Origin of the sequence: Pseudomonas sp. EA_5y_Pfl2_R50 (genome assembly GCF_963970475.1) — a bacterium.
Lineage (GTDB): Bacteria > Pseudomonadota > Gammaproteobacteria > Pseudomonadales > Pseudomonadaceae > Aquipseudomonas.
In genome coordinates, this window is the sequence record NZ_CAXAPT010000014.1 from 14751 (window position 1) to 34842 (window position 20092).

Consider the following 20092-nt stretch of genomic DNA (forward strand, 5'->3'; position numbering starts at 1 on the left):
ATGACATCTCGCTGGACCACCGCAGTACTGGACACCGATCAGCCCGGCGGCTGGGCCGTGGCGCGCAGCCCGGAAGGCTTTCTGTTCGACGATAACGGCGCGCTCTTCCCCCGGGAATGGCTCAAGCGTCAGGACTTGTCAGTCCTCGCCGAGCACGGCATTGGTCATCTCGATGGCGAGCCGGTGTACCTGCTGGAACTGCACAACGCCAGCGAAGTGTCGGGTTGCAACTGGAAAGGCCTGCGAGCGTTCATGCTCGATGGCGAGCACACGATCTACAAAGTGCTCGGTTACGCCGCGCAGATTGGCACCTGGGCGCGCGAGCATCGTTTCTGCGGCAATTGTGGGCAGGCGATGACGCAAGTGCCGCGTGAACGCGCGATGCATTGCCAGCCGTGCGAACTGCGCAGTTACCCGCGGATTTCGCCGAGCATGATCGTGTTGATCACCCGGGGCGACGAGATTCTGTTGGCGCGCTCACCGCGATTCGTCACCGGGGTCTACAGCACGCTGGCCGGGTTCGCCGAACCGGGCGAATCGGCTGAGGATTGCCTGATTCGTGAAGTGCGCGAAGAAGTGCAGATCGAGGTGAAGAACATTCAGTACATGGGCAGCCAGTGCTGGCCGTTCCCGCATTCGATGATGCTTGGCTTCCATGCCGAGTACGCCGGGGGCGAGATTGTCTGTCAGGAAGACGAAATCGAAGACGCCCAGTGGTTCAACGTGCACGATCTGCCGCCGCTGCCGGCGTCCAAATCGATTGCCCGTTACCTGATCGACGTCTATGTGGCGCGGCGTTTAGGCCACGCTGAACCAGTGCTGCCAGGCTAGGCGCACGGTCAAACCGAGCACCACGGTGATGAACACCGGGCGAATGAACCTGGCGCCGCCGCTGATCGCGGTGCGCGCGCCAAAGAACGCGCCGACCATCACCGACAGGCCCATGCACAGGCCGATGATCCAGTCTACTTGCCCGGAAAACACGAACACCGACAGCGCCGCAATGTTGCTGACGAAGTTCATGCTGCGCGCCACGCCGCTGGCCTTGACCAGATCAATCGGGTAGAGCAGCAGGCTGCTAACGGTCCAGAACGCGCCGGTGCCGGGACCGGCCACGCCGTCGTAGAAACCGAGGCTGAAGCCTTGGGTCGATTGCCATTTCTTCTTGATCGGCGCATCGCTGTCCAGCGGAGCCTTTGGCGTGCCGCCGAACAACAGGTAGACGCCGCAGGCGAAAACGATGACCGGGAGCATTTTGTTCAGCCATTCCGCGGGCAGGTAATGGGCGACGACGGCGCCCGTCAGTGCGCCGATCAGCGTGCCGACGATGGCGTGGGTCCACTGTCTTGGGTGGAACAGCTTGCGGCGGTAGAAAGTGAAACTGGCCGTGGCCGAGCCGAACGTTGAACTCAACTTGTTGGTGCCCAGCACCAGATGCGGTGGCAGGCCGGCAGTCAGCAGCGCGGGCGTGGTCAACAAACCGCCACCGCCAGCGATGGCATCGATGAAACCGGCAAGGAAGGCGACAGCGGCCAGGATGGCGAGGGTGGTGAGGTCAACGCTGAGTTCGAAAGGCATGGAATCGGCTTATTCGGCAGGGGCGCAGAACGTGATCTGCGGGGAGGGCGATCATGTTACTCATTTCCAGGTGTTGCGGCGAGCCATCGAACGCCATCGCTGGCAAGCCAGCTCCCACAGGGATCAGCGCGAATCATGATCCTGTGTGAACACCTGTGGGAGCGGGCTTGCTCGCGAAAGCGGTCTGACCGTGAGTTTAACGTTGGCTGACACGACGCCTTCGCGAGCAGGCTCGCTCCCACAGTTGAGGTCAAAGGCCGAGGTCGGACAGTCCCGGATGGTCATCGGGGCGTCGCCCCAGCGGCCAGTGGAACTTGCGTTCGCTTTCCTTGATCGGCATGTCGTTGATGCACGCATAGCGCTGGAACATCAGGCCGTTCTCGTCGAACTCCCAGTTTTCATTGCCGTAGGAGCGGAACCAGTTGCCCGAATCGTCGTGCCATTCATAGGCATAACGCACGGCAATGCGGGTATCGGAGTAAGCCCAGAGCTCTTTGATCAAACGGTAATCCAGTTCTTTTGCCCATTTACGGGTCAGGAAGGCCTTGGCTTCCTCGCGGTTGTTGGCGAACTCGGCGCGGTTGCGCCACTGGGTGTCGAGGGTGTAGGCCAGCGACACCTTTTGCGGATCGCGAGAGTTCCAGCCATCCTCGGCCAGACGAACTTTCTCGATGGCTGATTCGCGGTTGAACGGCGGCAATGGCGGACGTACCTGGGCTGCAGTAGACATGTTTGGTTTCCCGATCTGATGAGCGATTGAACATCTTCTTCGGCTTATCAAGGTGTTACAGGTCCAATAACTTTCGCGCCATGCATTGCGCATTATCGGCGGCACTGTGATCACCCATCACAAGCGCTACGGTAATGGCGCCATCAATCAGGATCAGCAACTGCCTGGCCAGCAGTTGCGGTTCCTCGGCGCCATGTTCGGTACACAGCTCGCACACATAGTCGAGCAGTTTCTGTTTATGTTCCCTGGCAACTACACGCACCGGGTCTCGCGGATCACCCGTCTCGCCGCTGGTATTGATGAAGGCACAGCCACGGAAACCCTCCGAGGCGAACCAGCTCTTGAGCACGGTAAACAGGTTGAGCAGCCGGTCAGCGGGGGTTTCGGCCTCATCGACGGCGCTTGTGTACCAGTGCATCCAACGAATATCCCGGCGTTGCAGGGCGGCGGCGACCAGTTCGTCTTTATCCGCAAAATAACGGTAAATGCTTTTTCTCGAGACGCCGGCGGTTTTCACCAGAAGATCCATGCTGGTGGCAGCGATGCCACTTTTGTAGATCAACTTTTCGGTGACATCCAGAATGATGTCGCGTGTGTCGTTGCTAGTGATTTCGTTCATGTGGCGAACAGTAGAACGATTGTTCTCCTTGGTCAAGCAGGTATTTTTGTCAGCAGTGAAATCGTCTTCGCGAGCAGGCTCGCTCCCACAGGTGAATGCATTTCAATTGTGGGAGCAAGCCTGCTCGCGAAGGGGCCATTACAGACACTCACAAGACCCGAAGGATGTGATGGTGTAAGCTCTCGGGTTCTTCGGATTCGACCCATTGCGAGCCCTATGCCGTTGCTTTTCAAACGTTCCTTGCTGCCCAAACTGCGCAGCTTTCCGCTGACCGCCGAGGCCGTGACCATTCTGTCCGGCGCCGCTGAATTCCGTCGTTGCCTGCTCGAGAAAATCGCTGCAGCGACCCAGCGTATCTACATCGTTGCGCTGTATTTGCAGCAAGACGAAGCCGGTCAGGAAATCCTCGATGCCCTTCACGCCGCCAAGCTCAAGCGTCCGGAGCTGGAAATCGCCGTGGTCGTCGACTGGTTGCGTGCGCAACGCGGGCTGATCGGTGCCGGCAAGCAGCCGGGCAATTCGGCGTGGTACCAGGAGATGACCCGCACGCACCAAAGCGAAGTGCCGATTTACGGCGTGCCGGTGCAAACCCGCGAACTGTTCGGCGTGCTGCATCTGAAAGGCTTCGTGATCGACGAATGCGTGGTGTACAGCGGCGCGAGCCTGAACAACGTCTACCTGCACAAATTCGATAAATACCGGTTCGACCGCTACCACGTGCTGCAAAGCCATGAGCTGGCCGACTCGATGCATCACCTGGTCAAGCACGGTCTGATCGAGTCGAAAGCCGTGCATCGCCTCGACCTGCCGAACCTGCCGACCACGCGCAGCCTGCGCAACGACATCGGCGACCTGCGCAGCCGCCTCAAATACGCCACCTACGACACCAGTGCCGGCAGCACTGCACGGGAAGGTCTGTCGGTCAGCCCGTTGCTTGGCGTGGGCAAGAACAACCCGCTGAACCGGGCGATCCTTGAACTGATCGCCAGCGCGCAAAAGCAGCTGACCATTTGCACGCCGTACTTCAACTTGCCGCTGGGCGTGATTCGTGAAGTGAACCGCGCCCTGGCCCGTGGCGTGAAGATCGACATCGTGGTCGGCGACAAGACCGCCAACGACTTCTATATCCCGCCGAGCGAACCGTTCAAGGTGATCGCGGCGCTGCCGTACCTGTACGAGATCAGCCTGCGCCGCTTTGCCAAGCGACATCAGCGCAATATCGACAGCGGTCAGTTGAACCTGCATCTGTGGCGCGATGGTGACAACACCTATCACCTCAAGGGCATGTGGATCGATCAGCGTTACACCTTGCTGACGGGCAACAACCTCAATCCACGGGCGTTCCGCCTGGATCTGGAAAATGCGCTGCTGATTGATGATCCAAAAGGGGAATGGCTGGCGCCGCGGGCGAAGGAGCTGGAAGAGATTTTCCGCCATACGACGCGCATCGAGAGCTTCCAGAGTCTGGAGACGTTGCCGGATTATCCGGCCGGGGTGGCGAAGTTTCTCAAGCGGGTGAGCCGGGTGCGGATCGAGCGCTTGCTGTACCGGATTCTCTAAGGAACAACGTTATTGAGCGCGGCTGACAAAGCCTTCGCAAGCAAGCCCGCTCCCACAGTTGGAATGCATTCCATGGTGGGAGCGGGCTTGCTCGCGAAGCGGCCCGCTCAAACGCTACAAAACTAGTTCAGACCCAGTTTGCCACGCAACGTGGACAGGTCTTCCGCCAGCGTATTCACCGGCCCGACCAACGCTTTACGGTCGTTATCCTTGACCTTGTCATACGTCTCAAACCCCCCGTCCTTGGTCTTGTACTTGGCGAGAATCCTGTCGACCGTGGCAAAGTTCTTGTCGACCTTCGCGACGAATGCCTTGTCCTGCTTTTCGATCTGCGGGCGGAACAGATCAACGATTTTCTTTGCGCCGTCGATGTTGCCCTGGAAATCGTACAGGTCGGTGTGACTGTAGCGATCCTCTTCACCGGAGATCTTGGTCGCGGCGACTTCCTCCAGCAGCGCAGCCGCGCCACCAACGACCTTCTCAGGCGGGAAGGTCAAGCCGGCCACGCGGCTCTGCAGGTCCTTGACGTCGCTGTTGAGCTTGTCCGCCAGCTCGTTCAGGCCCTGAGTGCTTTTCTCCGAGAACAGCGTGTATTCGAGACGGTGGAAGCCGGTGAAATCTTCAGCCTTCACGCCTTTCTCGTGGTCGTCCACGCGGGAGTCAATCGATGCATCGAGGTCACTGAACAGTTCGGCAATCGGCTCGATCGACTCGTAGTAAACGCGGGTCGGTGCATAGAGTTTTTGCGCGGTGGCCAGGTCGCCTTTCTTCACGGCATCCGTGAACTGCTGGGTGTGGCTGCCCAGTTCATCCAGTTTCTCGGTGACGTAAATCTTGTAGTCCGACACCGGCCCTACCAGATCCAGGGGGGCTGTGGCGGCAAACGCCGACAGCGGGGTGTTGAGCAAACCAAGGGTCAGCAATAACGCGAGTGGCGTCTTTTTCATGGGGGGCGGCTCCAGTGTCGGGATTGTTTTATGCAGATGTTTTCGGTTGTGTGGCATTGAGCAGCGAACGACCGATGAAGTCCTTGTCGCCCGTGACACCCGGCAGGGTGAAGAAGTAACCGCCGCCGACCGGTTTGAGGTATTCCTCAAGGGGTTCGCCGTTGAGGCGGTTTTGCACGGTGATAAAGCCTTTTTCCAGGTCGGCCTGGTAACAGATGAACAGCAGGCCCATGTCGAGCTGGCCGTTCTTGTTCACGCCGTTGGAATAGTTGAATGGCCGGCGCAGGATCAGATTGGCCTGGCTTGCGGCAGTGCGCGGGTTGGCCAGACGAATGTGCGCGTCGAGTTTGGTCAGCTTGCCTTCCGGGTCCTTGTGGTAATCCGGGACTTCGCTTTCACGCTGGGCGCCCATCGGCGCGCCGGTGGTTTTGACTCGACCGATGATGCTTTCCTGCTCCTGCAGCGGCGTGCGGTCCCAGCGCTCGACAAAGTTGCGGATGATCCGCACGGCTTGATAGCTGCCGTGAGCGGCCCAGGCCGGCTCGTCGCTGCCCGGTTGCACCCAGACGATGCTGTCCATGGCTTTGTCATCGTTGGAATTCGGGTTGGCCGAGCCGTCGCGAAAACCGAGAAAATTACGCGCCGATTGCGCCGGCACACCGGGTTTCGCCGGAGCTTGCGGCGGCACGCTGCCTTCCTGTTTCCAGCGCACCAGCAGCAGGTCGGGCAGGTTTTTGACGATATCGCGCAGGGCGTGAATGTTGGTGTCGGTGGTGTTGGAGCAAAACTGCAGGCTCAGGTCGCCGTGGCAGCAATCGGCGTCCAGCGCATCGTTGGGAAACCCGACCATGCGGATCAGGCGCTTGGGTTTGGCGTCGGCCAGACCGAAGCGCTCGTCGAACAGCGACTCGCCGACGGAAACGGTGATGGTCAGGTTGTCGGGCGTGACGTTCGGGCCGAGGATTCCGGAGTCCGGGGGCGGCAGTTTCGGATCGATCTGCGCGACCGGGCCACCCTTCATCAGAAAGGCGATGCGCTCGTTGAGGGTGCGGAACAAGCGCTCCAGGTCTTCGCGATCACTGGCCAGCACGTCGAACGACACCAGCATGCCCGAAGCTGGCCGCGGAGTAACGATGCCGGCCTGATGCACACCATGGAAATCGTGGCGATCTTCGGTTTTTTCGCTGCTCGGTGCTTCGGTGACTTGTGCCGGTGCGGCGGCCATGGCCGGGCAGCTCAGGGCGGAGCCGGCGAGGGCGACACCGGCGGCGCCCATGCCCATCAGGACACGGCGACGTTGCAGGTTGAGTGGTTCTGAATCGTTCATCGAGTATTCGTCTTCTGCTTACAGGCCGGAGAGGCCAAGGGCGGGATCAATGCCATCAAGCGCGTTGGCCAGAGCCTGGGCCTTGTTGGCGATCTGCTTGCGTTGTTCGCCGCTGACGGAGTCGTAGCGGGCGTAGCCGTCCTTGATCTTGTAGGTGTTGAGTTCGGTGTCGAAGTTCGTCAGCGCTTTATCGATTTTCGGCAGCAGGTCGGCAGCAGACCTGGTCAACATCGGCCGGAGCAGATCGACGACTTTGTGTGCGGTTTCGGCGTTGGCGGCAAAGCCATTGAGGTCACTGTGGCTGTAGCGTTCTTCTTCACCGCTGGCGGCGCGCACCTCGGCGAGGCTGTTGAGGTTGCGCACGACGATGTTGATCAGTTGCTCTGGCGGCAGACTCTGCGCGAGCAGTTGCTGTTTGAGCGCGGTGACGTCGCTGAGCAGGCGCTGGGCCACGGGCGCCAACTCGTCGAGTTTGCGTTGCTGGAACAGGCCGTATTCGAGGCGGTGGAAGCCGACGAAAGCCGGGTCTTGCTCGCGTTTTTCGAAGTAATCGGCGCGGGCGTTGATGCTGTTGTCCAGCTCGGCCAGGCGCTGCGCCGCCGGGGCCAGACGCTGGTAAGCGGCACGGGCCGGCAGATACAGCGCTTGTGCCTGGCTCAAGTCACCGCTGGCAATTGCCTGATCGAGAGCGGTCACGGCTTTGATCAGCGCGCTACCCTGGCTCGCCAGGTACACACGGAATTCCGACAGCGGTCCGACAAAGGCAACCATCGACGGCCTGGCCTTGGCCGCAGCGTCAGACGCCGCGGTGGGCGTCACATGCAGGGTACCGCGCGGGTTGCTCAACAAGCCGCAGGTGATGGCGTAGTCGCCGGGCTGCAGGTTGGCATTGATCACCTGGCTCAGGCCCGGCGCAATGTTTTCGCGCTCTTCAACGACCAGCACGCCGTCAAGAATTTCCCATTCCACCGCGCGTTCAGAGCGGTTGACGATGCGGAAACTGGCGCGGCCCGCCGGTACGGTCAGTGCGTTCGGTTCGCAACTGCCGGGGTGAATGTTCACGACCACTTCGTCGTGGTTGTGCTGACGCTTGGCCGCAGCCATTTTCGAGGCGTACCAGAAGAGGCCGCCGGCGGCGATCATGATGACCACCGAACCGGCCACCGCCCAGCGCAAGGCACGGGGAGGGGAGGCCTGAGGCGTATTAGGCTTTGACATGAATGCCCTTATTGGCTGGAAACGGAAGACGATTGCGTGGCTGGTTTTGGCGCGGGCAAGAAGAACATCACCAGCGCCACCAGCAGATAGATCAGATAGGCACCGAGGGTGCTGACGGTCGGCGCGTCCTGATAACCGAACATGCCAGCCAGCACCGAGCCCAACGGGCCGTCCATCGGCAGCGTCGCGCTGAAATCGAAGAGCACGGTCTGCAAGTGATTCCACAGCCCGGCTTCATGCAGCGCCTGTACCGAGTTGGCGAGAATCCCGGCGGCGACCACCAGAATGAACAGGCCGGTCCACTTGAAGAACGCCGAAAGGTTGAGGCGCATGCTGCCGCTGTAGATCAGGAAGCCGACGATGATCGCCAGAATCAGGCCAAGCAGGGCACCGATGGGCGCGCCCGGGCCTTCGCTCTGCTGGAACACCGCGAGCAGAAAGAACACCGTTTCCAGACCTTCACGGGCAACGGCGAAGAAGACCATGGCAATCAATGCGATCACTTGATGTTTCGAAGAGGTCAACGCGTGGTCCAGTGAGGCTTGCAGCGAATGCTTGATCGACCGCGCGACCTTGCGCATCCAGAACACCATCGAACTGAGAATGCCCACGGCCACCAACCCGACCATGCCTTCGAACAGTTCCTGCTGCTTTTGCGGGAATTCGGCGCTGACCAGCTCCAGGCCACCACCAACCAGAAGGGCCAGTGCAGCGGCGAGGAAAACACCGATCCACACGGCTGGCATCCACTGGCCACGGCCAGTCTGTTGCAGGTAGCTGGCGATGATGCCAACGATCAGCGCGGCTTCAATGCCTTCGCGCAGCATGATCAGAAAGGGAACGAGCATTCGGCATCCAATAAGTCATTCGAAGAGGTTACAAGTTGTAACATAATGACAACCATTCTCACATGACAATCATTGACACAAACCTGAACAGTTGCTGAACCGACCTTGATTTTTTGCCTCACCCGAATACCTGCGGGTGCGGGTTTGCTCCCACACGGGATCTGCGTTGTGTTTGGGGTAAGATGCCAGTCCCTCGAAAACAACAAGGTTCACTGGGTTCCATGTCGGAAAAAGACACCATCGCCGTTCAACTGGTGCGTGAAGCGCTGCTGCAGAGTTGTGCCCCGGGCGTGGTCACGGAAGAGGTCTTGAACAAGGTCGGCATTGATCCGGGCTTGCTGCAAACGCCGCACGCGCGCGTGCCGGCTTCGCAGTACGCCAGGCTCTGGCGGTTGCTGGCGCGGCGCGGCGATGACGAATTTTTCGGCATGGACCCGCGCAAGCTCAAGTCCGGCAGCCTGGAATTCCTGTGCCGCAGTGCGATGGCGCAACCAACGCTGGCGGCGGGTTTGAATACCGGTCTGGGCTTTCTGTCGCTGATGCTGGAGCGCATGCCGGCGCAGTTGGTGCATCAGCAAAGTCTGGCGGAAATTGTGTTGCTGGAGGACGACGCGGAACCGCGCCGGGCTTTCACCTATTTCACCTATTGGATGATTGTCCACGGCGTGGCCTGTTGGCTGGCGGGGCGACGCATACCGATTCTGGCCATTGAACTGCGCTGCCCTGAACCGGATTTCACCGATGACTACCGCGTGATGTTCTCGGAAAACCTGCGTTTCGACCGCCCCCGCACGCGGATGATTTTCTCCGCTGATTGCCTGGATCTGCCGATCAAGCGCACAACCGACGAGCTGAAACGCTTTCTCGCCCAGGCGCCGGCGAACATTCTGGTGAAGTACCGCGACCCGGAAAGCCTCGCCAGCCGCATCAAGCAGGATCTACGCCGGTTAGCTGCCGAGCAATGGCCGGAAACCGAGGCCCTGGCGCAGCAATTGTGCATGTCCGCGTCAACCTTGCGCCGGCGCCTGGCAGAGGAAGGGCAGACGTATCAGGGGCTCAAGGACAGTGTGCGCAAGGAATTGGCGATCATCTGGCTGGCGGAGCCTTCGATCAGTTTTGTCGAGATTGCGGCGCGGTTGGGGTTTGCCGATGCCAGTTCGTTCTACAAGGCGTTTCGCAAGTGGTCGGGGTCGAATCCGGGCCACTATCGCACGCTGATCCTGAATGAGGTTGTTTGACCCGGCCTGCTCGCGAAAGCGCCAGTCCAGGCGGCTCAACACTTGAACCCTGGCCAAACCAGTCAGCCACTTTGATGGCTTTGACCATTGCCGCCACAGCCCGGCAGCGCGACTATCCCTGTGTTGTTAACGGTTCCCAGCCTAATAAAAACACAGAGGGATTCTGGCAATGCGCGATTACTTGTCTGCCACCGCACAGTTCAACTATCAGCACACCGTGGATGCCGCACTCAGCGGCACGCTTGAGGCGCTCAACGCCTGCGTCGAATGTTGTGACCGCCATGCCTTGCCAGGGCGCATTGCGCTGTTCTGGGAAGGCCGCGACGGCGCCAGTGCGACGTACACCTTCAGCGATCTGCAGGACAAAGCCGCGCGTTTCGCCAATTTCCTCCTTGCCCAAGGCGTGCAGAAGGGTGACAAGGTCGCCGGTCTGCTGCCGCGCAACATCGAACTGCTCATCACCGTGTTCGCCACCTGGCGCATCGGTGCGGTGTATCAGCCGCTGTTTACCGCGTTCGGCCCCAAAGCCCTCGAACATCGTCTGAGCAGTTCCGGCGCCAAAGTCGTGGTCACCGACGCGGTCAACCGGCCAAAGCTCTCTGAAGTTGCCGATTGCCCGACCCTCGTCACCGTCGGCGGCAGCAAAGGCCAGGGCATTGTCCGTGGCGATTTCAGTTTCTGGGCCGAACTGGCCAATTTTTCCAACGTCTGCGAACCGGTGTTGCTGACCGGCGAAGACCCGTTCCTATTGATGTTCACCTCCGGCACCACCGGCCCGTCGAAAGCGCTGTCGGTGCCGCTCAAAGCCATCGTCGCGTTCCAGAGCTACACCCGCGACGCCGTGGATCTGCGCCCGGAAGATGCGTTCTGGAACGTCGCCGATCCGGGTTGGGCCTACGGCATCTATTTCGGCGTCACCGGCCCGTTGTCGATGGGGCACCCGATCACTTTCTACGATGGCCCGTTCACCCTCGAAAGCACCTGCCGGGTGATCAACAAGTACGGCATCACCAACCTCACCGGTTCGCCCACCGCTTATCGCTTGCTGATTGCCGGCGGTGACGAGTTCGCCAGGTCGATCAAAGGCAAGCTGCGGATCGTCAGCAGCGCCGGCGAGCCGCTGAACCCGGAAGTGATTCGCTGGTTCGCCGACAACCTCGATGTGGTCATTCACGACCATTACGGCCAGACCGAACTGGGCATGGTGCTGTGCAATCACCACGGCCTCGACCATCCGATTCACCTCGGCGCAGCCGGTTTCGCTTCGCCGGGCCATCGCATTGTCGTACTTGATGAGCACTACAACGAACTCGGCGTCGGCCAGCCGGGCATCCTCGCCATCGACCGACCGCAATCGCCGATGTGCTGGTTCAGCGGCTACCAGGGCGCGCCAACCAAGGCCTTCGTCGGCGATTACTACTTGAGCGGCGACACCGTGGAATGGAACCCGGACGGCAGTATCAGTTTTGTCGGTCGCAGCGATGATGTGATTACCACCTCGGGCTACCGCGTCGGCCCGTTCGATGTGGAAAGCGCACTGATCGAACACCCGGCGGTGGTCGAGGCGGCGGTGGTCGGCAAACCGGACCCGGAGCGCACCGAACTGGTCAAAGCCTTTGTCGTGCTCAGTGCGCAATACCGCGCCGCGCCCGAGTTGGCCGAAGAACTGCGTCAACACGTGCGCAAGCGGCTGGCCGCGCATTCGTACCCGCGTGAAATCGAATTTGTCAGTGAATTGCCCAAGACCCCGAGTGGCAAATTGCAGCGCTTTATCTTGCGCAACCAGGAAATCGCCAAGGCTCAAGAGGCTGCGGCGCATAACGTTTCAGCTTGAATCAGGAAGTACAGTCATGCAGATCGAGAACAAGGTTTTTATCGTTACCGGCGGCGCCTCCGGCCTCGGTGCGGCCACCGCTGAATTGCTGGTGAGTGTCGGCGCCAAAGTGATGCTGGTGGATATGAACGCCGAAGCGGTCGCCGCGCAGGCTCAGCGTCTCGGCGCACAAAGCGTGGTTGCTGACATCAGCAACGAAGCCGCCGCCGAAGCGGCTGTGCAAGCGACTGTCGCAGCCTTTGGCAGTCTCAACGGTCTGGTCAACTGCGCCGGCATCGTCCGTGGCGAGAAGATCCTCGGCAAGAACGGCCCGCATGCGCTGAGCAGTTTCGCCCAGGTGATCAACGTCAACCTGATCGGCAGCTTCAACATGCTGCGTCTGGCTGCTGCGGCGATTGCCGAATCAGAGGCGAACGCTGACGGTGAACGCGGCGTGATCATCAACACCGCTTCGGTCGCTGCATTCGACGGCCAGATCGGCCAGGCGGCGTACTCGGCGTCCAAAGGCGCAATCGCCAGCCTGACCTTGCCGGCCGCCCGCGAACTGGCGCGTTTCGGCATCCGCGTGATGACCATCGCCCCAGGGATTTTCGAAACCCCGATGATGGCCGGCATGACCCCGGAAGTCCGCGATTCGCTGGCCGCCGGCGTACCGTTCCCGCCGCGTCTGGGCAAGCCTGGCGAATACGCTGCACTGGTTCGGCATATCATCGAAAACAGCATGCTCAACGGCGAGGTGATCCGTCTCGACGGCGCCTTGCGCATGGCCGCGAAGTAAGGAGGATTTGTCATGACTATTTCCAACGATCCGATTGTTATCGTCAGTGCCGTGCGCACGCCGATGGGCGGTTTTCAGGGCGAACTGAAAAGCCTGACCGCGCCGCAACTCGGCGCGGCGGCGATCAAGGCTGCGGTTGAACGCGCCGGTGTCGCCAGCGATTCGGTCGATGAAGTGCTGTTCGGTTGCGTGCTGCCCGCTGGCCTTGGACAAGCCCCGGCCCGTCAGGCTGCGCTGGGCGCCGGGCTGGATAAATCGACCCGCTGCACCACCGTCAACAAAATGTGCGGCTCGGGCATGGAAACCACCATTCTCGCCCATGACATGCTGATGGCCGGCAGCGCTGACGTGGTGATCGCGGGCGGCATGGAAAGCATGTCCAACTCGCCGTATCTGCTGGATCGTGCCCGCGCCGGGTACCGCATGGGCCACGGCCGTGTGCTCGACTCGATGTTCCTCGACGGCCTCGAAGACGCCTACGACAAGGGCCGTTTGATGGGCACCTTCGCCGAAGACTGTGCCGAAACCAACCACTTCAGCCGCGAAGCGCAGGACGCTTTTGCCATTGCCTCGACCACCCGCGCACAGCAGGCGATCAAGGATGGTCGCTTCAAGGACGAAATCGTCCCGCTGACCGTGACCGTCGGCAAAGAGCAGGTGTTGATCAGCAACGACGAACAGCCACCGAAAGCCAGACTGGACAAGATCGCCTCGCTCAAACCGGCGTTCCGCGAAGGTGGCACGGTGACGGCGGCGAACTCCAGTTCGATCTCCGACGGTGCGGCGGCGCTGGTGCTGATGCGTCAGTCCCAGGCGCAGACACTGGGCTTGAAACCTCTGGCGGTGATCCACGGCCACGCCGCGTTCGCCGACACTCCAGGCCTGTTCCCGGTGGCGCCGATTGGGGCGATCAAGCAGTTGATCAAGAAAACCGGGTGGTCGCTGGGTGACGTCGATCTTTTCGAAGTCAACGAAGCGTTTGCGGTAGTGGGCATGGCGGCGATGACCCATCTGGAAATCCCCCATGACAAGCTCAATGTGCATGGTGGCGCCTGTGCGCTGGGGCATCCGATTGGGGCGTCCGGTGCGCGGATTCTGGTGACGTTACTGTCAGCCCTGCGGCAGCGAAACCTCAAACGAGGGATCGCCGCGATCTGCATCGGCGGCGGCGAAGCGACGGCCATGGCCGTGGAATGCGTTTACTAAAACACCCGCATTTCCAACTGTGGGAGCGGGGTTGCTCGCGAAGGCGTCGTATCAGACAACATTTACTGTGCTGATCCACCGCTTTCGCGAGCAAGCCCGCTCCCACACGGGACAGGCGGTGTGACTTGAATTAAGGATTCACCATGATTCCCAACGAAGACCAAACCCAGATCCGCGACATGGCCCGGCAGTTCGCCGAGGAACGCCTCAAGCCGTTCGCCGCCGAGTGGGATCGCGAACACCGTTTCCCCAAGGAAGCCATCGGCGAGATGGCCGAACTGGGCTTCTTCGGCATGCTCGTGTCGGAACAGTGGGGCGGTTGCGACACCGGTTACCTGGCCTACGCCATGGCCCTGGAAGAAATCGCCGCCGGCGACGGCGCCTGCTCAACGATCATGAGCGTGCACAACTCGGTCGGTTGCGTGCCGATCCTCAAGTTCGGCAACGATGATCAGCGCGAGCGGTTCCTCAAACCGCTGGCCAGCGGCGCCATGCTCGGTGCCTTTGCGCTGACTGAACCACAAGCCGGGTCCGATGCCAGCAGCCTGAAAACCCGCGCACGCCTTGAAGGCGATCACTACGTGCTGAACGGCTGCAAACAGTTCATCACCTCAGGGCAGAACGCCGGGATCGTGATCGTGTTTGCGGTCACCGATCCGAGCGCCGGCAAACGCGGCATTACCGCGTTCATTGTGCCGACCGATTCGCCAGGCTACACAGTCGCGCGGGTTGAAGACAAACTCGGCCAGCACGCCTCCGACACCTGCCAGATCCTCTTCGAGGACGTAAAAGTGCCAGTGGCGAACCGCTTGGGCGAAGAGGGCGAAGGTTACAAGATCGCCTTGGCCAACCTCGAAGGTGGCCGCGTTGGCATCGCCTCGCAAGCGGTGGGCATGGCCCGCGCGGCGTTTGAAGCCGCCCGCGATTACGCCCGCGAGCGCGACACCTTCGGCAAGCCGATCATCGAGCATCAGGCAGTGGCATTCCGCTTGGCTGATATGGCCACGCAGATTGCCGTCGCCCGGCAAATGGTGCATTACGCCGCCGCTCTGCGTGACAGCGGCCAACCGGCACTGGTCGAGGCGTCGATGGCCAAACTGTTCGCGTCGGAAATGGCCGAAAAGGTCTGCTCGATGGCGTTACAAACCCTGGGCGGTTACGGTTACCTCAACGACTTCCCGCTGGAGCGCATCTACCGTGACGTGCGCGTTTGCCAGATCTATGAAGGCACCAGCGACATTCAGCGCATGGTCATTTCGCGCAATCTTTGAGAAGGAATTTTTATCCATGACTTACGAAACGATTCTGCTGGAAACCCACGGCCGCGTTGGCCTGATCACCCTCAACCGACCACAGGCGCTGAATGCGCTGAACGCGCAACTGGTCAGCGAAGTGAACCAGGCCCTCGATGCACTGGAAGCGGATGGCAACATCGGTTGCATCGTGATCACCGGTTCGAAAAAAGCCTTTGCTGCCGGTGCCGACATCAAGGAAATGGCTGAGCTGACCTACCCGCAGATTTACATGGACGACCTGTTCAGCGACAGCGACCGCGTGGCCAATCGGCGCAAGCCGATCATCGCCGCAGTCAACGGTTTTGCCCTTGGTGGTGGTTGTGAACTGGCGCTGATGTGCGACTTCATTCTGGCCGGCGACAACGCCAGATTCGGCCAGCCGGAAATCAACCTCGGCGTGCTGCCGGGCATGGGCGGTACTCAGCGCCTGACCCGCGCGGTGGGCAAGGCCAAGGCGATGGAAATGTGTCTCAGCGGTCGTTTGATCGATGCGGTGGAAGCCGAGCGCTGCGGCATCGTCGCGCGCATTGTGCCGAGTGATGAGTTGCTTGATGAGGCGCTGAAAGTGGCCGCAGTGATTGCCAGCAAGTCGTTGCCGATTGCAATGATGGTCAAGGAAAGCGTGAATCGTGCCTTTGAAGTGAACCTGACTGAAGGTGTGCGTTTTGAGCGCCGGGTGTTCCATGCCGCGTTTGCCACGCAGGATCAGAAGGAAGGGATGGCGGCGTTTATTGCCAAGCGTGAGGCGGCATTTCAAGGCAAGTAATGCGCTGAACTGACTGACGCCTTCGCGAGCCTGCTTGAAGCCCCTCACCCTGACCCTCTCCCGGAGGGAGAGGGGACTGATTGGGGGGATTTTTCAGCGTTGCGCCGACCGGGAAGTGCTTTATTGAATCCATAATCGACTCGGTTTTTCAGGTCGATACACAAGCCAGACACCCCGGTCGGCTCCCTCTCCTTCTGGGAGAGGGCTGGGGTGAGGGAAAAGGGACGACACATTACAACTGGTAGTTCTTCAAGTCCCGCGCAATCACCATCCGCTGTATCTCGCTCGACCCTTCATAAATCTGGGTGATCCGCGCGTCGCGGTAGTACTTCTCCACCGGATAATCTTCCAGATAGCCATACCCGCCATGAATCTGAATCGCTGAGGAGCAGACCTTCTCGGCCATTTCCGAAGCAAACAGCTTGGCCTGCGACGCCTCCGACAAACACGGTTTACCCGCTGAGCGCAGTCGCGCCGCGTGCAGGATCAAGAGGCGCGCTGCGTTGATCTGCATGTGCATGTCGGCGAGCAGATTGGCGATGCTCTGGTGCTCGATGATCGGCTTGTCGAACTGCACGCGATCTTTCGAGTACGCCAGCGCCGCTTCAAACGCCGCACGGGCAATGCCCAGCGCCTGCGCGGCGATGCCAATGCGTCCGCCTTCAAGATTGGACAGGGCAATCGCCAGACCTTTGCCGCGTTCGCCGAGCAGATTGGCCTCGGGAACGGTGCAGTTGCTCAGGGTCACTGCGCAGGTGTCGGAGGCGCGGATGCCCATCTTGTGTTCGGTGCGATCAACGATGAAACCGGGCGTGTCGGTTGGCACCAGAAACGCCGAAAGGCCTTTCTTGCCCAGCTCCGGATCGGTCACGGCAAACACAATCGCCAGTTTCGCTCGCTTGCCGTTGCTGACAAATTGCTTGGCGCCGTTGATCACCCACTGGCCGTCGCGCAATTCGGCGCGGGTGCGCAGGTTATGCGCTTCCGAGCCGGCCTGGGGTTCGGTCAGGCAGAAGCAGCCGATGGTCTGACCGCTGGCCAGATCCGCCAGCCAGGTCTGTTTCTGTTCTTCGCTGCCGTAGTTGAGCACCGGGCCGCAGCCGACCGAGTTGTGGATGCTCATGAACGCGCCGGTTGCGCCGTCCCCGGCAGAGATTTCCTCCACGGCCAAGGCATACGCCACATAGTCAACGTAAGTCCCGCCCCATTGCTCGGGGACGACCATGCCAAGCAGACCCAGCTCGCCCATCTTCGCGACGAGCGCGTCGTCGATCCAGCCAGCCTTTTCCCAGGCCTGCGCGTGAGGGGCGATTTCGCCACGGGCAAAGTCCCGGGCCATGTCGCGGATCATCACTTGTTCTTCAGTCAGTTCGAGATCGTGCATGGCTCAGCTCCCGCTCTCATCAAACCCGTGGAAGAAACTCGCGACGTGCGCCGCGTCCAGCGCAGCGATATTCGGCGGGTTCCAGCGAGGTGTTTTGTCTTTGTCGATCAGCAGCGCGCGTACACCTTCGATCAGGTCGCCACGGGTGAACCATTGGCGATCCAGATGCAGCTCCAGCGCAAAGCAGTGTTCCAGGCTCAGATGGCGGCCGCGACGGAGCATTTCCAGGGTGACGGCCATGGCCAGCGGTGAGCGGGTTTCCAGCAGATTCGCCGTACTGGTCGCCCATTCATGGCTGTCGGCAACCGTCACAGCGCGCAATTGCTCGACGATGCTCGGTACGTCCGGCAGTGCAAAGAAGTGGTCGATGGCGGGGCGCAAAGCCTCAAGCGGTGCGTCAGGCAAGGTTTGCACGGCGTGTTTGGCCAGCAGGTTTTGCAGCGCTTTGAGAGGGGTGTCCTGCCACTCCATCGCGTCGAGTTTTTCATCGAGCAGCGCGAGTTTGCTGCTGTCCAGGTACCAATCGGCCAGCCCGCAATACAGCGCATCGGCGGCACGGATCTGCACGCCGCTGACGCCCAGATAAATCCCCAGCTCACCGGGAATGCGCGGCAGGAAGTAACTGCCGCCGACATCCGGGAAATAACCGATGGCCGTTTCCGGCATGGCCAACCGACTCTTCTCGGTGACCACACGCAGATCGGCGCCTTGCACCAGACCCATCCCCCCTCCGAGGACAAAACCGTCCATCAACGCAAGCACCGGTTTGCGGTAGTGATGAATCGTCAGGTCGAGGGCATATTCCTCGACGAAGAACGCTTCGTGCAGCGTGTCGCCGCTTTTGAAACTGTCGTAAAGGGAACGAATATCGCCGCCGGCGCAGAAGGCTTTTTCACCGGCCCCGCGCAGCACAACTGCGTGAACATTGGCGTCAGTCGCCCAGGCATCGAGCTGCTGTTGCAGCAAGCGCACCATGTCGAGGGTAATGGCGTTGAGGCCGGCGGGACGGTTCAGGGTCAGGTGACCGATATGATTGCGAACCTCGGCCAGCACGTCGTTTTGCATCGCATCCATGGACGGTGTCCGCGGGGATGAAGCCTGAGCTGTCATCAGTAACTCCCTGCTTTTATTGTCTTTATTCGAGAAGCTCGCGCGCGAGCGTTACCGGATCGTAACAGTGCAAATTTGCCGTGTACAACGGGGATATGTGCAGGGGCTGTCTGCGTTTTTACCTTGATCGAAATCCCGCGGTTACCTGGAAAAAACATCGCCAATGCTGCGGCGCTTGGCGTGCAGTTCGCTGGCATGGATCAGTTGTTCCAGATCCTCGGGGGTGATGTCGATGAAGGCTTCCATGTCGGCCAGGGCCAGCTTGAGGTCTTCGGCGGTGATGGCCTGACTGTCGACCGGGGCCAACACCGGCGCCGGTTCCGCGGGGCGTTTCGGATAGCGAATGCGCGTGAGGTTGTTGTAGGCCAACGCGCTGAGCAGCATGCAGGCGGCGCCAAGCATCACCGGTTCCATGGCTTTCCAGTCCATGGCGATGGTGGCCGGATCGGCCAGCACCAGGGTCAGCGCCAGTGCACCGGCCGGCGGGTGCAGACAACGCAGCCAGCACATCAGAATCAATGCCATGCCCGCCGCCAGACAAGCGCTGCCGAGGGTTCGGCCGAGCACGTGAGCGACCAGCAGCGCGACGATTCCCGCCGTCAGATAGCCACCGAGAATCGACCATGGCTGGGCGAGGGCGCCGGAGGACACGGCGAACAGCAACACCGCCGAGGCTCCCAATGGCCCGATCAAGTGATAAGCCACGTCATGGCCGAACACCTGTGCGCAAAACCACACACTGAACAGCGTGCCCAGCGCCATGCCGATGGCGGCGCGGCTCCATTCGGTTGGACGGGTGTTGATGGCAGCGGGCAACCAGCGAGCAAGCATTTAAAACTGATCCTTCTACAAAATCCGGGCAAAAAAAAGGACTTGTCCGGCATATCCGGAAAGCCCTCGAAGTGTTCCAGCATTGGGGGAGGAACGCGCACAGTTTGCCGGGCAAAGTCGATGCTGACAAATTCATATTAATGCAGATTTAGTGCATTATTTTTGAACTGAAGCGGCGCGTCGTCCGCTCAGAAAACACAGCGTGCCACCCATCGCGGTCAACGCGCTCAGTGCGTAGAACATCGTCGGTGCTGGTGTGTGGATTAACAGCAAGCCGCAGATCACTGGACTCAGAGCACCACCCAACGCTGCCAGGTTCTGGGCACCGTAGTAGCTGCCACGCAGTTCTTCCGGGGCGCTTGGTTGCCGGAATAGTTCCGGTTTATCAACGCCGCGAAGAATTCGACTATTACCCGCTGTATGAGGAGCGCTCGGAGGTCTACTGCGCGGTCGGGCACCCTTTGTTCGACATGCCCGAAGCGCAAATGGGCAGTGACGTCTTGCAGGAATACGAGTGCATCAACCACCGCTATGCGATCCATCGCGACAAGCTCAACTATGCGCGCTACGACAGTTTTTCTGCGTCAGCGACCCAGGTCGAGGCCGTGGCGTTGTTGATCAAGACTGGCCGTTTCGTTGGCTTCCTGCCCCGGCATTACGCAGCAACGCTGGTAGCCGCCGGGCAGTTTCGTGCGGTGTTGCCCGAGCGAATCAACATCATGACGCCGTTCAATCTGATCCTGCGGCACAACACCGTGCGCAGTCCGCTGGTGAAAGCGTTCGCTCAGGCGCTGGGCGTCGACCTCAAAGCAACGGGCTGATT

18 protein-coding genes and 2 pseudogenes are annotated in these 20092 nt (G+C 60.5%); 9 read left to right on the forward strand and 11 right to left on the reverse strand.

The annotated features are described in order from the left end of the window. The gene (nudC, locus tag AACY19_RS21985) at positions 1-831 is read left to right on the forward strand and encodes an NAD(+) diphosphatase (RefSeq protein ID WP_339453715.1); all 831 of its coding nucleotides are present in this window, start codon (positions 1-3) and stop codon (positions 829-831) included. On the opposite strand, the gene AACY19_RS21990 is transcribed toward nudC, so the two are convergent. From AACY19_RS21990 to AACY19_RS22000, 3 genes are all read right to left on the reverse strand, one after another. Next, on the reverse strand, positions 799-1578 hold the full coding sequence (locus AACY19_RS21990) for a TSUP family transporter (protein WP_339453716.1): 780 nt from the start codon (positions 1576-1578) through the stop codon (positions 799-801). The two genes, nudC and AACY19_RS21990, sit on opposite strands and share 33 nt — an antisense overlap. A 250-nt stretch (positions 1579-1828) precedes the next feature. Then, entirely contained in the window at positions 1829-2308 is a 480-nt protein-coding gene (locus tag AACY19_RS21995; RefSeq protein WP_339453717.1) for a nuclear transport factor 2 family protein, read from the reverse strand. Positions 2309-2363: 55 nt separating this feature from the next. Then, positions 2364-2927 carry a TetR/AcrR family transcriptional regulator gene (locus AACY19_RS22000; protein WP_339453835.1) on the reverse strand — a complete coding sequence of 188 codons (564 nt, stop codon included), beginning with the start codon at positions 2925-2927 and terminating at the stop codon, positions 2364-2366. A 216-nt stretch (positions 2928-3143) separates the two neighbouring features. Between AACY19_RS22000 and pssA the strand changes: the two genes are divergently transcribed. Next, on the forward strand, positions 3144-4487 hold the full coding sequence (gene pssA / locus AACY19_RS22005) for a CDP-diacylglycerol--serine O-phosphatidyltransferase (protein WP_339453718.1): 1344 nt from the start codon (positions 3144-3146) through the stop codon (positions 4485-4487). 122 nt (positions 4488-4609) lie between these two features. Here the strand turns inward: pssA and efeO (AACY19_RS22010) are convergent, their stop codons facing one another. From efeO (AACY19_RS22010) to efeU, 4 genes are read right to left on the reverse strand one after another with little or no spacing between them, the layout of a single operon-like run. Then, on the reverse strand, positions 4610-5434 hold the full coding sequence (gene efeO / locus AACY19_RS22010; RefSeq protein ID WP_339453719.1) for an iron uptake system protein EfeO: 825 nt from the start codon (positions 5432-5434) through the stop codon (positions 4610-4612). A gap of 28 nt (positions 5435-5462) precedes the next feature. Next, the gene (gene efeB, locus AACY19_RS22015) at positions 5463-6761 is read right to left on the reverse strand and encodes an iron uptake transporter deferrochelatase/peroxidase subunit (RefSeq protein ID WP_339453720.1); all 1299 of its coding nucleotides are present in this window, start codon (positions 6759-6761) and stop codon (positions 5463-5465) included. An 18-nt stretch (positions 6762-6779) separates the two neighbouring features. Continuing rightward, positions 6780-7979, reverse strand: a complete 1200-nt coding sequence (efeO, locus tag AACY19_RS22020) for an iron uptake system protein EfeO (RefSeq protein ID WP_339453721.1) — start codon at positions 7977-7979, stop codon at positions 6780-6782. Positions 7980-7987: 8 nt separating this feature from the next. Beyond that, positions 7988-8827 (reverse strand): iron uptake transporter permease EfeU, encoded by an 840-nt coding sequence (gene efeU, locus AACY19_RS22025; protein WP_339453722.1) that lies wholly within the window; start codon positions 8825-8827, stop codon positions 7988-7990. Positions 8828-9048: 221 nt separating this feature from the next. Here efeU and AACY19_RS22030 point away from each other — a divergent pair, with 221 nt between their 5' ends. From AACY19_RS22030 to AACY19_RS22055, 6 genes are all read left to right on the forward strand, one after another. Further along, the gene (locus AACY19_RS22030; protein ID WP_339453723.1) at positions 9049-10065 is read left to right on the forward strand and encodes an AraC family transcriptional regulator; all 1017 of its coding nucleotides are present in this window, start codon (positions 9049-9051) and stop codon (positions 10063-10065) included. A 169-nt stretch (positions 10066-10234) separates the two neighbouring features. Continuing rightward, a complete protein-coding gene (locus AACY19_RS22035; protein WP_339453724.1) occupies positions 10235-11899 on the forward strand; it encodes an AMP-binding protein in 1665 nt (554 codons plus the stop codon). Positions 11900-11915: 16 nt separating this feature from the next. Beyond that, complete coding sequence (locus AACY19_RS22040; RefSeq protein WP_339453725.1) at positions 11916-12677, forward strand: SDR family NAD(P)-dependent oxidoreductase; 762 nt, start codon at positions 11916-11918, stop codon at positions 12675-12677. A gap of 12 nt (positions 12678-12689) precedes the next feature. Further along, the gene (locus AACY19_RS22045) at positions 12690-13883 is read left to right on the forward strand and encodes an acetyl-CoA C-acyltransferase (RefSeq protein ID WP_339453726.1); all 1194 of its coding nucleotides are present in this window, start codon (positions 12690-12692) and stop codon (positions 13881-13883) included. 143 nt (positions 13884-14026) lie between these two features. Beyond that, positions 14027-15154, forward strand: coding sequence for an acyl-CoA dehydrogenase (locus AACY19_RS22050; RefSeq protein ID WP_339453727.1), 1128 nt, complete (start codon positions 14027-14029; stop codon positions 15152-15154). Positions 15155-15170: 16 nt separating this feature from the next. After that, on the forward strand, positions 15171-15944 hold the full coding sequence (locus AACY19_RS22055; RefSeq protein WP_339453728.1) for an enoyl-CoA hydratase: 774 nt from the start codon (positions 15171-15173) through the stop codon (positions 15942-15944). Between the two features lie 232 nt (positions 15945-16176). On the opposite strand, the gene AACY19_RS22060 is transcribed toward AACY19_RS22055, so the two are convergent. The 4 genes and pseudogenes from AACY19_RS22060 to AACY19_RS22075 all read right to left on the reverse strand — a co-directional run. Next, a complete protein-coding gene (locus AACY19_RS22060; RefSeq protein WP_339453729.1) occupies positions 16177-17328 on the reverse strand; it encodes an acyl-CoA dehydrogenase family protein in 1152 nt (383 codons plus the stop codon). 3 nt (positions 17329-17331) lie between these two features. Further along, positions 17332-18438, reverse strand: coding sequence for an enoyl-CoA hydratase/isomerase family protein (locus AACY19_RS22065; protein WP_339453730.1), 1107 nt, complete (start codon positions 18436-18438; stop codon positions 17332-17334). 141 nt (positions 18439-18579) lie between these two features. Further along, positions 18580-19269: an HPP family protein gene (locus tag AACY19_RS22070; RefSeq protein ID WP_339453731.1), complete on the reverse strand. Its 690-nt coding sequence runs from the start codon at positions 19267-19269 to the stop codon at positions 18580-18582. A gap of 156 nt (positions 19270-19425) precedes the next feature. Continuing rightward, positions 19426-19644, reverse strand: a pseudogene (locus tag AACY19_RS22075) (MFS transporter); the annotation flags it as partial. On the opposite strand from AACY19_RS22075, the pseudogene AACY19_RS22080 reads away from it, so the two are divergent. Then, positions 19614-20090: pseudogene (locus AACY19_RS22080) on the forward strand (LysR substrate-binding domain-containing protein); the annotation flags it as partial. The pseudogenes AACY19_RS22075 and AACY19_RS22080 overlap by 31 nt on opposite strands. Positions 20091-20092: the final 2 nt, after the last annotated feature.

Excerpts from the sequence above, each read along its gene's own strand:
- nudC (WP_339453715.1), top strand. The coding sequence starts at position 1 with ATGACATCTCGCTGGACCACCGCAGTACTGGACACCGATCAGCCCGGC.
- AACY19_RS21990 (WP_339453716.1), bottom strand. The coding sequence starts at position 1,578 with ATGCCTTTCGAACTCAGCGTTGACCTCACCACCCTCGCCATCCTGGCC.
- AACY19_RS21995 (WP_339453717.1), bottom strand. The coding sequence starts at position 2,308 with ATGTCTACTGCAGCCCAGGTACGTCCGCCATTGCCGCCGTTCAACCGC.
- AACY19_RS22000 (WP_339453835.1), bottom strand. The coding sequence starts at position 2,927 with ATGAACGAAATCACTAGCAACGACACACGCGACATCATTCTGGATGTC.
- pssA (WP_339453718.1), top strand. The coding sequence starts at position 3,144 with ATGCCGTTGCTTTTCAAACGTTCCTTGCTGCCCAAACTGCGCAGCTTT.
- efeO (WP_339453719.1), bottom strand. The coding sequence starts at position 5,434 with ATGAAAAAGACGCCACTCGCGTTATTGCTGACCCTTGGTTTGCTCAAC.
- efeB (WP_339453720.1), bottom strand. The coding sequence starts at position 6,761 with ATGAACGATTCAGAACCACTCAACCTGCAACGTCGCCGTGTCCTGATG.
- efeO (WP_339453721.1), bottom strand. The coding sequence starts at position 7,979 with ATGTCAAAGCCTAATACGCCTCAGGCCTCCCCTCCCCGTGCCTTGCGC.
- efeU (WP_339453722.1), bottom strand. The coding sequence starts at position 8,827 with ATGCTCGTTCCCTTTCTGATCATGCTGCGCGAAGGCATTGAAGCCGCG.
- AACY19_RS22030 (WP_339453723.1), top strand. The coding sequence starts at position 9,049 with ATGTCGGAAAAAGACACCATCGCCGTTCAACTGGTGCGTGAAGCGCTG.
- AACY19_RS22035 (WP_339453724.1), top strand. The coding sequence starts at position 10,235 with ATGCGCGATTACTTGTCTGCCACCGCACAGTTCAACTATCAGCACACC.
- AACY19_RS22040 (WP_339453725.1), top strand. The coding sequence starts at position 11,916 with ATGCAGATCGAGAACAAGGTTTTTATCGTTACCGGCGGCGCCTCCGGC.
- AACY19_RS22045 (WP_339453726.1), top strand. The coding sequence starts at position 12,690 with ATGACTATTTCCAACGATCCGATTGTTATCGTCAGTGCCGTGCGCACG.
- AACY19_RS22050 (WP_339453727.1), top strand. The coding sequence starts at position 14,027 with ATGATTCCCAACGAAGACCAAACCCAGATCCGCGACATGGCCCGGCAG.
- AACY19_RS22055 (WP_339453728.1), top strand. The coding sequence starts at position 15,171 with ATGACTTACGAAACGATTCTGCTGGAAACCCACGGCCGCGTTGGCCTG.
- AACY19_RS22060 (WP_339453729.1), bottom strand. The coding sequence starts at position 17,328 with ATGCACGATCTCGAACTGACTGAAGAACAAGTGATGATCCGCGACATG.
- AACY19_RS22065 (WP_339453730.1), bottom strand. The coding sequence starts at position 18,438 with ATGACAGCTCAGGCTTCATCCCCGCGGACACCGTCCATGGATGCGATG.
- AACY19_RS22070 (WP_339453731.1), bottom strand. The coding sequence starts at position 19,269 with ATGCTTGCTCGCTGGTTGCCCGCTGCCATCAACACCCGTCCAACCGAA.